This is a genomic window from Burkholderia sp. APQ4-4ca, from assembly GCF_057837105.1.
The window spans coordinates 46,602-61,737 of record NZ_JBYQCG010000220.1 but is presented as its reverse complement, the minus strand read 5'-3'; the positions used below and the strand labels follow the sequence as shown (position 1 = coordinate 61,737).

General features: G+C 66.2%; 11 protein-coding genes, 4 tRNA genes and 1 pseudogene. 6 read left to right on the top strand and 10 right to left on the bottom strand.

The features are described from left to right. Positions 1–2 precede the first annotated feature (2 nt). The 8 genes from AC3IFE_RS23950 to tig all read right to left on the bottom strand — a co-directional run bounded on the left by AC3IFE_RS23950 (position 3) and on the right by tig (position 6,872). Positions 3–79 (bottom strand) — tRNA-Asp (locus tag AC3IFE_RS23950). A gap of 73 nt (positions 80–152) precedes the next feature. Next, a tRNA-Glu gene (locus AC3IFE_RS23945) sits at positions 153–228 on the bottom strand. 63 nt (positions 229–291) lie between these two features. Next, positions 292–368: transfer RNA gene (locus tag AC3IFE_RS23940), tRNA-Asp, on the bottom strand. A 23-nt stretch (positions 369–391) separates the two neighbouring features. Further along, positions 392–467: transfer RNA gene (locus tag AC3IFE_RS23935), tRNA-Val, on the bottom strand. Positions 468–674: 207 nt separating this feature from the next. Then, the gene (lon, locus tag AC3IFE_RS23930) at positions 675–3,098 is read right to left on the bottom strand and encodes an endopeptidase La (RefSeq protein ID WP_089467667.1); all 2,424 of its coding nucleotides are present in this window, start codon (positions 3,096–3,098) and stop codon (positions 675–677) included. 197 nt (positions 3,099–3,295) lie between these two features. Further along, entirely contained in the window at positions 3,296–4,567 is a 1,272-nt protein-coding gene (gene clpX, locus AC3IFE_RS23925; RefSeq protein ID WP_006489345.1) for an ATP-dependent Clp protease ATP-binding subunit ClpX, read from the bottom strand. 164 nt (positions 4,568–4,731) lie between these two features. After that, the gene (gene clpP, locus AC3IFE_RS23920; RefSeq protein ID WP_006496351.1) at positions 4,732–5,385 is read right to left on the bottom strand and encodes an ATP-dependent Clp endopeptidase proteolytic subunit ClpP; all 654 of its coding nucleotides are present in this window, start codon (positions 5,383–5,385) and stop codon (positions 4,732–4,734) included. Positions 5,386–5,525: 140 nt separating this feature from the next. Beyond that, on the bottom strand, positions 5,526–6,872 hold the full coding sequence (gene tig, locus AC3IFE_RS23915; RefSeq protein ID WP_489192408.1) for a trigger factor: 1,347 nt from the start codon (positions 6,870–6,872) through the stop codon (positions 5,526–5,528). A gap of 390 nt (positions 6,873–7,262) precedes the next feature. Here tig and AC3IFE_RS23910 point away from each other — a divergent pair, with 390 nt between their 5' ends. Both AC3IFE_RS23910 and AC3IFE_RS23905 read left to right on the top strand, forming a co-directional pair. After that, complete coding sequence (locus AC3IFE_RS23910; protein WP_489192406.1) at positions 7,263–8,408, top strand: glycerate kinase; 1,146 nt, start codon at positions 7,263–7,265, stop codon at positions 8,406–8,408. Positions 8,409–8,470: 62 nt separating this feature from the next. After that, a complete protein-coding gene (locus AC3IFE_RS23905) occupies positions 8,471–8,920 on the top strand; it encodes a MarR family winged helix-turn-helix transcriptional regulator (protein WP_006478574.1) in 450 nt (149 codons plus the stop codon). Between the two features lie 190 nt (positions 8,921–9,110). Here AC3IFE_RS23905 and AC3IFE_RS23900 read toward each other — a convergent pair whose 3' ends face one another. Together AC3IFE_RS23900 and AC3IFE_RS23895 are read right to left on the bottom strand one after the other, a co-directional pair. Continuing rightward, positions 9,111–10,109, bottom strand: coding sequence for a 2-dehydropantoate 2-reductase (locus tag AC3IFE_RS23900; RefSeq protein ID WP_489192404.1), 999 nt, complete (start codon positions 10,107–10,109; stop codon positions 9,111–9,113). Positions 10,110–10,202: 93 nt separating this feature from the next. Continuing rightward, entirely contained in the window at positions 10,203–11,360 is a 1,158-nt protein-coding gene (locus AC3IFE_RS23895; protein WP_489192402.1) for a helix-turn-helix transcriptional regulator, read from the bottom strand. 132 nt (positions 11,361–11,492) lie between these two features. On the opposite strand from AC3IFE_RS23895, the gene AC3IFE_RS23890 reads away from it, so the two are divergent. From AC3IFE_RS23890 to AC3IFE_RS23875, 4 genes and pseudogenes are all read left to right on the top strand, one after another. After that, on the top strand, positions 11,493–11,666 hold the full coding sequence (locus tag AC3IFE_RS23890) for a hypothetical protein (RefSeq protein WP_489192400.1): 174 nt from the start codon (positions 11,493–11,495) through the stop codon (positions 11,664–11,666). Beyond that, positions 11,663–12,709, top strand: a complete 1,047-nt coding sequence (locus AC3IFE_RS23885; RefSeq protein ID WP_489192398.1) for a porin — start codon at positions 11,663–11,665, stop codon at positions 12,707–12,709. The genes AC3IFE_RS23890 and AC3IFE_RS23885 overlap by 4 nt, the downstream gene beginning before the upstream one ends. A 20-nt stretch (positions 12,710–12,729) precedes the next feature. Further along, positions 12,730–13,907, top strand: a pseudogene (locus tag AC3IFE_RS23880) (MFS transporter). Between the two features lie 14 nt (positions 13,908–13,921). Beyond that, the gene (locus AC3IFE_RS23875) at positions 13,922–15,031 is read left to right on the top strand and encodes a class II histone deacetylase (protein ID WP_489192396.1); all 1,110 of its coding nucleotides are present in this window, start codon (positions 13,922–13,924) and stop codon (positions 15,029–15,031) included. The last annotated feature ends 105 nt before the right edge of the window (positions 15,032–15,136 follow it).

The window sequence follows — 15,136 nt, the reverse complement described above, 5'->3', positions numbered from 1 at the left end:
TCTGGCGGAGCGGACGGGACTCGAACCCGCGACCCCCGGCGTGACAGGCCGGTATTCTAACCGACTGAACTACCGCTCCAGTCTTGCTGCTTGCCTGGCAGGCGTCGGTTACTTCCTGCCGGCGCGTCGTTTGTTCGAACGACGCCGAAATCTGGCGTCCCCTAGGGGATTCGAACCCCTGTACTCACCGTGAAAGGGTGATGTCCTAGGCCTCTAGACGAAGGGGACAACGCACTGCTTACATCTTTAATACAAAAGCCCGCTCAAAAACGTCTTGAACGGGCTTCTTTCTGGCGGAGCGGACGGGACTCGAACCCGCGACCCCCGGCGTGACAGGCCGGTATTCTAACCGACTGAACTACCGCTCCTTGGTCTGGCTGAATCGTGAAACTGGTGGGTGCTGAGGGGTTCGAACCCCCGACCTACGCCTTGTAAGGGCGCCGCTCTACCAGCTGAGCTAAGCACCCGTTTCCGATTCGTTCCGACTGCGATCTGCGTTTTGCGCATCAACAATCAGCGAGCCCGCAAGTTTAATTCATCCCCGAACATTTTGCCAAGCCTGCGCGCGAATTTTTTAACGCACATGCTCGCACGACTCCGATGCGCATAAAAAACCCGCGGACGTTGCCGCGGGTTTTCGTGAACGACCGTCAACAACGACGGTGTTCACGGCCTCAGTGCTTGACGACTTCCGTCGAGCCGGCATCCTTCCCCGCCTCGCCGACCGGCGCCGCAGCCTTCGCTTCTTCCTCCGGCGGCAGCGGCGTCGGCGAACGCTCGAGCGCGAGTTCCAGCACCTTGTCGATCCAGCGGACCGGCACGATCTCGATCGCGTTCTTCACGTTGTCCGGAATGTCCGCGAGATCCTTCACGTTCTCTTCCGGGATCAGCACGAGCTTGATGCCGCCGCGATGCGCAGCCAGCAGCTTTTCCTTCAGCCCGCCGATCGGCAGCACTTCGCCACGCAACGTGATTTCGCCCGTCATCGCGACGTCGGCCCGCACGGGAATACCCGTCAGCACCGACACCAGCGCGGTCGTCATCGCCCCGCCGGCGGACGGACCGTCCTTCGGCGTCGCGCCTTCCGGCACGTGGATGTGGATGTCCTGCTTCTCGAACGCTTCGTCCTTGATACCGAGACGACGCGAACGCGAGCGCACGACCGAACGCGCAGCCTCGACCGACTCCTTCATCACGTCGCCGAGCGAGCCCGTACGAATCACGTTGCCCTTGCCCGGCATCACCGCCGCTTCGATCGTCAGCAGATCGCCGCCGACTTCCGTCCACGCGAGGCCCGTCACCTGACCGACCTGGTTTTCCTTCGCCGCGAGGCCGAAGTCGTACTTGCGCACGCCGAGGAACGTGTCGAGGTTCTCGCCATCGACCTTGATCGCGCCCGACGCCTTCTTCAGCAGCAGCATCTTCACGACCTTGCGGCAGATCTTCGACACTTCCCGCTCGAGCGAACGCACACCGGCTTCGCGCGTGTAGTAGCGGATGATGTCGCGGATCGCCTGCTCGGTGACCTCGATCTCGCCTTCCTTCAGCCCGTTGTTCTTCTTCTGCTTCGGCAGCAGGTAACGCTGGGCGATGCTGACCTTCTCGTCTTCCGTATAGCCCGACAGACGGATCACTTCCATCCGGTCGAGCAGCGGCGGCGGGATGTTCAGCGAGTTCGACGTCGCGACGAACATCACGTCCGACAGATCGAAGTCGACTTCGATGTAGTGGTCGGCGAACGTGTGGTTCTGTTCCGGATCCAGCACTTCGAGCAGCGCCGACGACGGATCGCCGCGGAAATCCATCCCCATCTTGTCGACTTCGTCGAGCAGGAAGAGCGGATTGCGCACGCCGACCTTCGCGAGGCTTTGCAGGATCTTGCCCGGCATCGAACCGATGTACGTGCGGCGGTGGCCGCGGATCTCGGCCTCGTCACGCACGCCGCCGAGCGCCATCCGGACGAACTTGCGGTTCGTCGCGCGGGCGATCGACTGGCCGAGCGAGGTCTTGCCGACGCCCGGAGGCCCGACGAGGCACAGGATCGGTGCCTTGACCTTGTCCACGCGCTGTTGCACCGCGAGATACTCGAGGATCCGTTCCTTGACCTTCTCGAGGCCGAAGTGATCCTCGTCGAGCACCTGCTCGGCGTTCGACAGGTCGTTGTTGACCTTGCTCTTCTTGCGCCACGGCAGGCCGATCAGCGTGTCGATGTAGTTGCGCACGACGGTGGCTTCCGCCGACATCGGCGACATCAGCTTCAGCTTCTTCAGTTCTGCGTCGGCCTTCTTCTTGGCTTCCTTCGGCATGCGCGCGGCGTTGATGCGCTTCTCGAGTTCCTCGAGATCCGCACCTTCCTCGCCCTCGCCCAGTTCCTTCTGGATCGCCTTGACCTGTTCGTTCAGGTAGTACTCGCGCTGGCTCTTTTCCATCTGGCGCTTCACGCGCCCGCGGATGCGCTTTTCGACCTGCAGGATGTCGATCTCGGCTTCGAGCTGCGCGAGCAGGTGCTCGAGGCGCTCGATGACCGGGAACATCTCGAGGATGTGCTGCTTCTGGTCGAGCTTGAGCGGCAGGCGCTCGGCGATCATGTCGGCGAGGCGGCCCGCTTCGTCGATGCCCGACAGCGACGTGAGAATCTCCGGCGGGATCTTCTTGTTCAGCTTCACGTACTGGTCGAACTGCGACACGATCGCGCGACGCAGCGCTTCCGTCTCGGCGCTGTCGGCGTGATCGGGCTCGAGCGGCATCACTTCGCAGGAGAACTGCGTCTCCTGTTCCTCGATCGACAACGCCTTCGCGCGCTGCAGGCCCTCGACGAGCACCTTCACGGTGCCGTCCGGCAGCTTCAGCATCTGCAGAATGTTGGCGATACAACCGACCTCGTACATGTCCTTTTCGGTCGGTTCATCCTTGGCCGCGGTTTTCTGGGCGACGAGCATGATGTGCTTGCCGCCTTCCATCGCTGCTTCGAGGGCCTTGATCGATTTCGGCCGGCCCACGAAGAGCGGAATGACCATGTGCGGGAAAACGACGACATCCCGCAGCGGCAGCAGCGGGAGCGTGATGCGTTCCGGCGGGAGAAGTTGGGTGCCTGACATTTCATTTCCCCATGAGTGGAATCAATTGTTCGGTAATTGAGGCCGCCACAACGAATTGCAAGCCTTCAAGTGCGGGAAATATTCGGTAAGAAAGTAACCACCGCGTGTCGAGTCAGAGTTACCCACAAGATAAACGAAAAAAAGCCGCCCACGGACTCATGAACGGCCTTTTTCGCTGAACATCGTCGGCAAGCCGGTCAGTTCGAACCCGCCACCTTCGGCGTGTCCTCGTAGATCAGCAAGGGCTTGCCGTCCCCATCGATGACATTCTCGTCGATGATAACCTTGCTGACCCCTTTCATCGTCGGCAGCTCGTACATCACGTCGAGCAATGCCTGTTCGATGATCGAACGCAAACCGCGCGCGCCGGTCTTGCGGCGAATCGCCTTGCGGGCGACTGCCTGCAACGCACCCGGCCGGATTTCCAGCTCGACGCGCTCCATTGCGAACAGCTTGTGATACTGCTTGACGAGCGCATTCTTCGGCTCGACCAGGATCTTCATCAGCGCGGCTTCGTCGAGCTTGCCGAGCGTCGCGACCACCGGCAGGCGACCGATCAATTCGGGGATCAGACCGAATTTGATCAGGTCTTCCGGTTCCGTCTCGCGCAGCACTTCGCCCGCGTCGCGTTCCTGCTTGCTCTTGACCGTCGCGCCGAAGCCGATGCCGGTCTTCTCGGTACGATCGGTGATCACCTTTTCGAGACCGTCGAACGCGCCGCCGCAGATGAACAGGATGTTGGTCGTGTCGACCTGGATGAAATCCTGGTTCGGGTGCTTGCGGCCGCCCTGCGGCGGCACCGACGCCATCGTGCCCTCGACGAGCTTCAGCAGCGCCTGCTGGACACCCTCGCCCGACACGTCGCGCGTGATCGACGGGTTGTCCGACTTGCGGCTGATCTTGTCGATTTCGTCGATGTAGACGATCCCGCGCTGGGCCTTGTCGACCTCGTAGTTGCAGTTCTGCAACAGCTTCTGGATGATGTTTTCGACGTCCTCGCCGACGTAGCCGGCTTCGGTCAGCGTCGTCGCGTCCGCGATCACGAACGGCACGTTGAGCAACCGCGCGAGCGTCTGCGCGAGCAGCGTCTTGCCGGAGCCCGTCGGGCCGATCAGCAGGATGTTGCTCTTCGACAGCTCGACGTCGTCCTTCTTGTCGAGATGCTTCAGGCGCTTGTAGTGGTTGTACACGGCGACCGCGAGGATTTTCTTCGCGCGCTCCTGGCCGATCACGTACTGATCGAGGATGTCGCGAATTTCCTGCGGACTCGGCAAATCCGACCGGGACAGGCTGGCCTCGACGCCGGCGGCAGCCGCCTCGTCGCGAATGATTTCGTTGCAGAGGTCGATACATTCATCGCAGATGAACACCGACGGGCCCGCGATGAGTTTTTTCACCTCATGCTGGCTTTTCCCGCAAAACGAGCAATACAACAGCTTCTCGCTGTTCGAACCTTTTTTGTCCGCCATGAATGTAGAGCCTCCGGACAGGTAAATGACATGATACGCCGATTGCTCCGGACGCCGCGCCTAGGGCGCGACCGGAGCCGGCTGGATGCGCTTGCCGCAGATGCTCAGAGCACTCGGGACGTTTGAGGGCGCCGGCCCGAATCGGGGCGGCACCCCGTTTAAGCTCACGGGCGCTTCAACAGCACCTGATCGATCAGCCCGTACGCCTTCGCGTCCTCGCTCGACATGAAGTTATCACGGTCGGTGTCGCGCGCGATGCGCTCGACGTCCTGGCCCGTGTGCTGCGCGAGCAGGTTGTTCAACCGCTCCTTCAGGTAGAGGATCTCGCGTGCCTGGATCTCGATGTCGGATGCCTGGCCGCGCGCGCCGCCGAGCGGCTGGTGAATCATCACGCGCGAATTCGGCAGCGCGAAGCGCTTGCCCTTCGCGCCCGACGCGAGCAGGAATGCGCCCATGCTGGCCGCGAGGCCCATGCACAGGGTCGACACGTCCGGCTTGATGAACTGCATCGTGTCGTAGATCGCCATCCCGGCCGACACCGAGCCGCCCGGGCTGTTGATGTAGAGGCTGATGTCCTTGTCGGGATTCTCGCTCTCGAGGAACAGCAATTGCGCGACGACGAGATTGGCGGTCTGGTCGTTCACTTCGCCGACCATGAACACCAGGCGCTCCTTCAGGAGACGCGAATAGATATCGTACGAACGCTCGCCGCGGCCGCTCGTTTCGACGACGATCGGCACCAGCCCCAGCGCTTGCGCCTCGAAACCCTGCGGCGCGTTCGAAGCAAGCATGTCCAGCAATTCAGCGCGAGTGATCATTCAATGAACCTTGTTCGAATGGAAAATTGAACGGAAGGAAGCCGCCCGCTCAATCGCCATATTAATGGCAACCGTGCGCTTGACGTAAAAACGGCGTGCGGGCCGTCGCTCCGACAGCCGGCACGCCGCTAGAGCAACACTTACGCTTGCGCCGATGCGCTCGCGAGTGCCTCGAAGCTCACTTCCTTGTCCGTCACCTTTGCCTTGCCCAGCACGAAATCGACGACGTTGCTTTCAACGACGAACGCTTCCATCTCGGCGAGGCGCTGCTGGTTGGAATAATACCAGCGGACCACTTCCTTCGGGTCTTCGTAGCTCTTCGCGAACTCGTCGACTTCCGCGCGGATCTGTTCCGGCTTCGCTTCCAGGCCGTTCGCCTTCACGAGCTCGGCCAGCACGAGGCCCAGCTTCACGCGGCGCTCGGCCTGCTCGGCGAACATTTCGGCCGGGATCGGTGCGTCCTTCGCGTTCGGCACGCCGCGCTGCGCCAGATCCTGGCGAGCCATTTCGACGAGGCGTTGCTGGTCCTGCTCGATCAGCGCCTTCGGCACGTCGAGTTCGGAAATCTTCAGCAGCGCGTCCATCACCTGGTTCTTGACGATCGACTGCGTGCGACGCTTCGCTTCGCGCTCGAGGTTTTCCTTGATTTCGGCGCGCATCTTCGTGAGGTCGCCGTCTTCGATGCCGAGCGACTTCGCGAATTCCGCGTCGATTTCCGGCAGGTGCGGCCACTCGATCTTCTTCATCGTGACCGTGAACTGCGCCGTTTTGCCGGCGACGTCCTTGCCGTGGTAGTCATCCGGGAACTTGAGGTCGAACGTACGCTGTTCGCCGACCTTCAGGCCGAGCGCCGCCGTTTCGAATTCCGGCAGCATGCGGCCTTCGCCGAGCACGAACGGGAAGTCTTCGGCCGTGCCGCCCTGGAACGCGACGTCGTCGATCTTGCCGACGAAGTCGACCGTCACGCGGTCGCCGTTCTTCGCTGCGGTGTCCGCCCCGCCGTCGCCGTGCTCGCCGGCTTCGCCGCGTGCGTGATAGTGCACGCGCTGCTTGCGCAGAATATCCAGCGTGCGGTCGATTTCGGCGTCGCCGATCGACGTGGTCGAGCGCTCGACTTCAGCCGTCGCCAGATCGCCGATCTTCACTTCCGGGTAGACCTCGAACGTCGCGTCGAACGCGTATGCGTCCTCAGCCTGTTCCTGCTTCGGCTCGAAGCTCGGCTGGCCGGCGACGCGCAGGTTTTCCGCGCGGCTGACCGTGAAGAATTCCTGGCCGATCTTGTCGCTCAGCACTTCCGCTTCGACCTGACCCGCGTATTGCTGGGCGACCATCTTCACCGGCACCTTGCCCGGGCGGAAACCGGGCATGCGCATGGTCTTCGCGAGTTTCTGGATGCGGGCGTCGATTTCCTTCTGCACGGTGTCTTTCGGCAAAGAAATCGTCACACGGCGTTCAAGCTTGCCGAGGTTCTCAACAACGTTAGCCATGGCTTCAATCGTCCTAAAATTATTCGAGCGAATCGGGTTTTCCTTGCCGTGCCTGCCTGCAGCATGCGGCGCGTCGCACTCGCACGCCGCGCCGGAGCGCCACGCCATCCCTGCACGCGCCGGATGGCTAGCGCAAGCGGCTCGGAGCACGGCTTTGGCCGGAAGAATCGACTATTCTAGCAAACAATTTTCGTCGTACCGCCAGATCGGTGCGACACGCGTGCGTCCCGCGCTGTCCGTGGCCGGTCGCACGGCCATGCAAGCGGATCGCCGCTATGCCGAACGGCGTATCCAACCCGGGCCCGCCATCCTGTAAGCTCCGATAGCATGAGAGCCACCGTCGTGGCCCCTCATTCATTCTTCACACCAATCACGCCTTCCGGAGACACCATGCCGCACCACCCGTCCGCGCCTGTCGTCGTCATCGCGCCCGATTCGTTCAAAGGCTCGCTTTCCGCCGAGCAGGTCGCGGACGCGATCGCCACCGGCATTCGCCGCGCCCGGCCCGACGCGGTCGTGCGTTGCTGCCCGATGGCCGACGGCGGCGAAGGCACGCTCGACGCGATGCTGGCGGGCGGCGGCACGCGGCGCACGCTGCGGGTGGCCGGCGCGTCGCTGGCGGCGCGCGATGCGGCGGTCGGCGTGATCGATGCGCGCACCGCGATCGTCGAGACGGCCGAGATCGTCGGGATTACCGACCCGGTCGGCATGAGCGTGCCGGTCGACGCACGCAGCACGCGCGGGATGGGCGAGGCAATCCGCACGCTGCTCGACGACGGCCTGCGCCGCTTCTTCGTCGCGCTCGGCGGCAGCAGCACCAACGACGCGGGCGCCGGGCTGCTCGCCGGGCTCGGCCTGCAGTGCTTCGACGCCGGCGGCCAGCCGGTCGAGCCCGTGCCGTCGCGGCTCGCCGACATCGCGCGCATCGACGCGTCGGGGCTGGATCCGCGCCTGAAGGAAACGGAGTTCGTCGGCATGTCCGACGTCGACAACCCGCTGACGGGCGCGCATGGCGCGACCGCCGTGTTCGGTCCGCAAAAAGGCGTGACGGCCGCCCAGGTCGCGACCCTCGATGCGGCCCTCGCCGGCTTCGCCGACCTGCTCGAAGCCGCGCTCGACCGCCGCGGCCGCGAACTGCCGGGCGCGGGCGCGGCGGGTGGCCTCGGTTTCGCGCTGCACATGCTCGGCGCACGCTTCGAGCCCGGCGCCGAAGTGGTCGCACGCCAGGTCGGGCTCGACGCCGCACTGGCCGGCGCCGACTGGTTGATCACCGGCGAAGGCCGCTCCGACGTGCAGACGCTGCACGGCAAGGCGCCGTTCATCGCATGCCGGCACGCGCAGGCGGCCGGCGTACCCGCATCGCTGCTGTCGGGCGCGGTCGATCCGGCCGCGTTGCCGCGCCTGTCCGAGCATTTCTCCGGCTGCTTTTCGCCGGCTCCCGGGCCGATCACGCTCGACGCCGCGATCCGCGACGCGGCCAATCTGCTTGCGAACGAAGCGGAACAGTTGACACGCCTGAAGTACGGTGCACACTGACCGTTGACCCGAGCGCGCGATACAGGAACAATCGGGCCCGCCCTTTTTCTTCAGGATTCGACATGAAAGGCCGTCAAGCCGGGCTCGATCAGTTTCTGACCTATCGCCTCCATGCGCTCACGAAGCGCTCCGACCGCGGGATCGGCGAGGTGTACCGGCACAAGCTCGACATCTCGCTGCCGGAGGCGCGTGTGATCGCCGCCGTCGGCGCGTTCGGCCCGTTCTCGATCATGGATCTCGCGCGCCACACCAATCTCGACAAGAGCCAGGCGAGCCGCGCGGCCGAAGCGCTGCTGCGCCAGGGGCTGCTCGAGCGCAGCGCGAGCGACGAAGACGGCCGGATCGTGCTGATCGCGCTGACCACCGACGGCCGCGCGCTGCATCGCAAGATCATGCCGATCGTGCGCAAGTGGAACGACGGTTTGCTCGCATGCCTGTCCGACAGCGAACGTCAGACGTTCGAGCGGCTGCTCGACAAGGTCGTCGCGCACGCGACCGAGCGCGACGACTGAGCCGCGTGGCGGGCCGGCCTCGCCGGATCGGCCAGCGCTGCCGGCAGAATTGATCCGACGAATCAGACAGGCCGCCCGGGTCGCGTCACGCGCGATCCGGGCGGCCCGTTTTGCATCATGCGGCCGGCGTCGCACGAAGCGCGCGTGGTCGCGTTACCGGCGGCCGAGAATTCAGCCGCCCCCGTGCGCACTACAACCCGCTGTTCGTCGCGCGCTGGCGCAACAACCCGAGCACCGCGTCGCAGTACGGGGTCGGCACGCCAAGCCTGCGGCCGAGCTCCGGAAACACGCCGAGGATCGGCCCGATCTCCAGCGCGCGCCCCGCCTCGAAATCCTGCAGCATCGACGTCTTGAACGCGCCGAGCTTGCGCGTGACCGCGATCCGCTCGGGGCCGCTCATCCCGGTGGACAGGCCGAGCCTCGCGCCGATCGCGGCCGCCTCCTCCATCATCCGCAGCGCGAGATCCTGCGTGAACGGATCGTCGAGCAACTGCTCGGCCGTCGACCCGGTCAGCGCGCTCAGCGGATTCATGTTCATGTTGCCCCACAGCTTCGTCCAGATCTCGGTCCGGATCGCGCGCGTCGACTCGACGTCGAAACCGCCGGCCGCGAGCGCCGCGGCGAACCGCGCGGTGGCCATGTCGAGCCGCGGATCGGGCGTGCCGACGATCAGCCGGTTGCCGCGCCCGCGCCGCACGACACCCGGCGCGTCGGTACTCGACGACAGGTGCACGACGCAGCCGATCGCCTGCGCGGGCGGCAACGCGGCCGACACCGCGCCGCCCGGGTCGACCGCATCGAGCGGCACGCCGTCGATCGCCCCTTCGAGCCCGTGCGTGAACCACCACGGCAGCCCGTTCATCGCCGCGACGATCACCGTATCCGGCCCGATCAGCGGCGCAATGCGCTCAGCCAGCGCCGGTAGCGCCTGCGCCTTCAGCGCGATCACCACGTAGTCCTGCACGCCGAGCGCGGCCGCATCATCGCTGGCGCGCACCGGCACCGACGAGGTCACGCCCGCCTCGTCGATCACGCGCACGCCGTGCGCATTCAGCGCATCGAGCGTCGCGCCGCGGGCGTACGCGCTCACGCTCATGCCGGCGCTCGACAACGCGGCCGCGAGCAATCCGCCGATCGCGCCGACACCGACCACCGCCACGCGCACCGACCCCGAATTCGTGTCGTTCATGATGGCATTCCATCTCCTGGGAACTGACGAGCATAACGCGCAATGGTTGTGCACACAACCATTCATACGGCGTACCGCACACGTTCGCATGCGTCAGCGCGGCACACCGCCGGCTTCCACCGCTTCGTCGTCGGTCACGCCGCCCGTCGCGCCCAGCACGCCGGCGATCTGGCTCTTGTCGTGCATGCCGAGCTTGCGGTACGCGCAGCGCAGGTAGTGACGCACGGTCGTCGGCGAGATCGCCATCTGCTGCGCAACTTCCTTATGCGAACGCCCTGCGCCGTAATAACGGATCGCCGCGAGTTCGCGCGGGCTCAGCCGGTCGAGCAGCGAGCGCGGCCGCGCCTCGATCTGGAACAGCCCCGCAACGGGCACGCAGTGGATGCGCAGCGCGTCGCCGACGAACGGCTGGCCCGACTGGCGCCGCAGGTGCGCGACGAGCGGATCCGGCACGCGCGCGCCGGTCCAATCCGGCCATTCGGTTCGCAGCACGTCGTCGAAACCGTGATCGGCATGGTGCAGCACGCCGAAGTTGTCGCACAGCGCACGCGCCGCCGGCGCCGGCGCCGGCGCGACCGTGTCGCCGCGCTCGCGCGTGAGCTGCGCGGCGCGATTGATCGTCAGTGCGGCGGCCAGGTGCGGAATCACTTCCTCGAAGCGCCGCGCGTCGTCGTCGCTGAACGGCCGGTTCAGGCCCTGGCGGTAGATCGACATGAACGTCGTCAGGCCGAAGCGGCGATCGAGCGTACACACGCACATCAGTTGTGCGAGCCCGTACTTCACGCACCAGTCGCGAAACCGTGCATCGAGCCCCGGTTCGACGACCGTCAGCCGCACCGCACAGCCGTGCGCGCCGTGCAACGTGCGGTGCGCAAGCGGATCGCAATCGCGCACGCGCTTCCAGTCGGTGAAGAACGCGTGCGGCAACCGGTACAGAAAGCTGTTGTGCATCACCGGGCCGGTCGGCACATGGGTCGCGACGCCCGTCCATGCGGCATCGAACGGCATGAGTGCCTGCAATAGCGAAAAGAACCGGCATTCGAATTCGCCGATGGCGGACTGCGCGGCCACCGCGTACAGATCGAGCAGCATCAGCCCGAGTTCGCGCTGCGCTGCGTCGTCACGCGCGACGCCGTCGAAATCGGCGCGCCGGGACGGTAGCGGCGGCCATGCGAATTCGTCGAGGACGATGGCGGCCGGCACATCGCGCAGCGCGTCGAGATCCTGCCCGATATCCGTCGTGATCCTCACTTTCCGCTCCCCTGCCCGATCGGGCCGCTGATGTGCGCAACGGCACCGGCCGATTATAGCGAGCGGCTTTTTTGGCGGGCCACGGTGCCGGAACGCTCGCCGGCCCCATCCATTTGAACGGTGCGCCGCACGTTGCTGCTTCGCAGCAAGGCGCGCGGCGGCATCGCACGGCCTTCGCGCCGTGAGTCGCGGGTTTTCCGCACCGTCCATCTGGACGACTGTTCCGCCGCTTTCCCGCTGCGGACACTGCGTCGCGACAACACCAACGACAAACCGATGCAGGACGGTATGGAGAACCCGACGTGACGACACCCCGTTTCATCCGCACGGCCGCAGCCGCCGCGACGCTTGCCGCGTGCGGCGCCGCCGCGCACGCGCAGTCCGCCCTCACGCTGTACGGCGCGCTCGACGCCGGCATGCAATACCTGACGCACGCCGACGGGCATCGTTCGGCCGTGCGGTTGCAGAACTACGGCATCCTGCCTTCGCAGTTCGGGATCAAGGGCCACGAGGACCTCGGCGGCGGCTGGCGTGCGCTGTTCAAGCTCGAACAAGGCCTCAACCTCAACGACGGCACCGCGACCGCGTCCGGCTACGCGTTCTTCCGCGGCGCATACGTGGGCATCGCGGGGCCGGTCGGCACCGTCACGCTCGGCCGCCAGTTCAGCGTGCTGTTCGACAAGACGCTGTTCTACGACCCGCTCTGGTACGCGTCGTACAGCGGCCAGGGCGTGCTCGTGCCGATGAGCGCGAATTTCATCGATCACTCGGTCAAATACCAGTCGCCGACCTTCGCCGGCTTCGACGTCGAGGCGCTCGCCGCGACCTCGGGCGTCGCCGGCGATATGCGCGCCGGACGCGTGCTGGAGCTCGGCGGCCAATACACGAGCAACGGCCTGTCGGTGAGCGCGGTGCTGCACCAGGCGCACGGCGACGTATCGGAGGCGGCCGACGCGTCCGCGCGGCGTCGCGAACTCGGCACGCTCGCCGCGCGTTATGCGTTCGCCACGCTACCGCTCACCGTGTATGCGGGCGTCGAACGCCTGACCGGCCACCTCGACGCGGCCCGCACGATCGTCTGGGGCGGTGCGCGCTACCTGACGTCGCACGGAATCGGCCTGAACGCGGGCATCTACCACACCGATTCGCGCACGCCGGCGATCGGCCATCCGACGCTGTTCATCGCGAGCACCACGTACGCGCTGTCCAAACGCACCGTCGCGTACGTGAACGTCGGCTATGCGCGCAACAGCGGCCAGAGTTCGCAGACCGTCTACGAATACGACCCGACGCCGCTCGCCGGCGCATCGCAGTTCGGCGCGATGGTCGGCATGTACCACCTGTTCTGACTCCCCAACGAGATCCCGCCATGAAGACCCTGTCCCCGGATACCGCCCTCTCGCCGGACGGCCGTGCGCCGACGTTCGCGCGCTCGTCGCGTTCGCGGCCATCACGCCGCTGCTGCTGCTCGTGGCGCCCGCCGTCGCCGGTCGGCTCGCGACGCAACTCGGCTTGTCCGCGTCGCAAGTCGGTACCTACTTCTTCGTCGAACTCGGCGCGTTCAGCCTCGCGACCGTGCCGTCGTACCTGTGGCTCGGTCGCATCGACGCGCGCCGCGTCGCCGCTTTCGCCATCGCGCTGTTCGGCGCGGGCAACCTGCTGACCGCGCTGTGGATGCCGGGCTTCGCCGCGCTGCTCGCGCTGCGCGCCGTCACCGCGCTCGGCGGCGGCTCGTTGATGGTGCTCTGCATGACGAGCGCGGCAACGAGCACAAACAGCGACCGCGTGTACGGCCTGTGGGTCGTCGGCCAGCTGATCGCGGGCGCGATCGGCCTGTTCGTGCTGCCGCACGTGTTCGCCGCATTCGGGCTGCGCGCGCTGTATGTCGCGCTCGCCGCACTCGCGCTGCTCGCGGCGCCGCTGTCGCGTGGTTTTCCTTCGTCGCTCGGCATGCGGACGACATCCGTGCGCAGCGAAGCGCCGCACACGCCGCGACGCTTCGTCGTGCTCGCCATCGGCGCGGTACTGACGTTCTATCTCGCGATCGGCAGCGTGTGGACGTTCGCGAGCCGCGCGGCGGCCGATGCCGGGCTCGATCCGCAGTCGACCGGCAACGTGCTCGCGATCGCGAGCGTGATGGGGATCGCCGGCGCGGCGCTCGCATCGTGCACGGGCGGCCGGCTTGCGCGGCGCGCGCTGCTGGCGGCCGGTTACGCGCTGCTCGCGGCGTCGCTCGTCGCGCTCGCCGCGATGCATGACGCCGCCGGCTACAGCGCGGCGATCTTCGTGTTCAAGTTCGCGTGGACCTTCGTGCTGCCGTTCATCCTCGCGACCGTCGCGCAGATCGACGCATCGGGCCGCCTCGTCGCGACGCTCAATTTCGTGATCGGCGCGGGTCTCGCCGCCGGTCCGCTGCTGGCCGGCCTGATGCTCGATGCCGGCGGCACGATGCGCACGCTGTTCATAGCCGCGACGGCCGTCGCGATCGTGTCGTTCGCCGCGCTGCGCCACATCGAGCGCCCTTCTTCCGTTTCCTCCCAACCGTGAAAGGTCACGCATCCATGAATCGCACTGCCTTCTTCACCGACGAACGCACTTTCTGGCATACCGGCGGCACGCACGCGCTGTTCTTCCCGGTCGGCGGCTGGGTCCAGCCGCCGTCGAGCGCGGGCTACGCGGAATCGCCCGATTCGAAGCGCCGCTTCCTGTCGCTCGTGCAGGCGTCGGGCCTGGCCGCGCAGCTCGACCTGCGCGGCGCCGAGCCCGCGACGACCGCCGACTTGCTGCGCATTCATCCGGCGCACTATCTCGACGCATTCCGCGCGCTGAGCGACGCGAACGGCGGCGACCTCGGCGATCTCGCGCCATTCGGCAAGGGCAGCTACGAGATCGCCGCGCTGTCGGCCGGTCTCGCGATCGCGGCGGTCGACGCGGTCGTCGGCGAGCGCGCGGCGAATGCGTTCTCGCTGTCGCGACCGCCCGGCCATCACTGCCTGCGCGACCGCCCGATGGGCTTCTGCCTGCTCGCGAACATCCCGATCGCGATCGAGGCCGCGCGCGCGAAGCACGGCATCGAGCGCGTCGCGGTGATCGACTGGGACGTGCATCACGGCAACGGCACGCAGTCGATCTACTACGACGATCCCGATACGCTGACGATCTCGCTGCACCAGGACCGCTGCTTTCCGCCCGGCTACAGCGGCGCGGACGATCGCGGCGAAGGCGCGGGCGTCGGCGCGAACCTGAACGTGCCGCTGCTCGCGGGCAGCGGCGACGATGCCTACCGGTATGCGTTCGAGCGAATCGTGCTGCCGGCGCTCGCGCGTTTTCGCCCCGAGCTGATCGTCATCGCGAGCGGCCTCGATGCGAGCGCGGTCGATCCGCTCGCGCGCATGCAACTGCATACCGACAGCTACCGGTTCATGACCCGCGCGGTGAAGGAAGCGGCGCAGCGCCATTGCGGCGGACGGCTCGTGATCGTTCACGAAGGCGGCTATTCGGAGGCGTACGTGCCGTTCTGCGGGCTCGCGATCGTCGAGGAACTGGCCGGCATTCGCACCGCGGTCGCCGATCCGATGCTCGAACTCGCGATCGCGCAGCAGCCGGGCGAGCGGTTCGTCGCGTTCCAGCGTGAACTGCTCGACGAGCTGGCCGCGTCGTTCGGGTTGTAACGCACGGACATGGCGGGGCCGGCCCGCGCCGGCCCTTGCGCGATCGGTGCGGATGGGGTTTCCTGTGGCTTTATCCCCGTTCCGGCACGAGGCCGCACTCTTCCG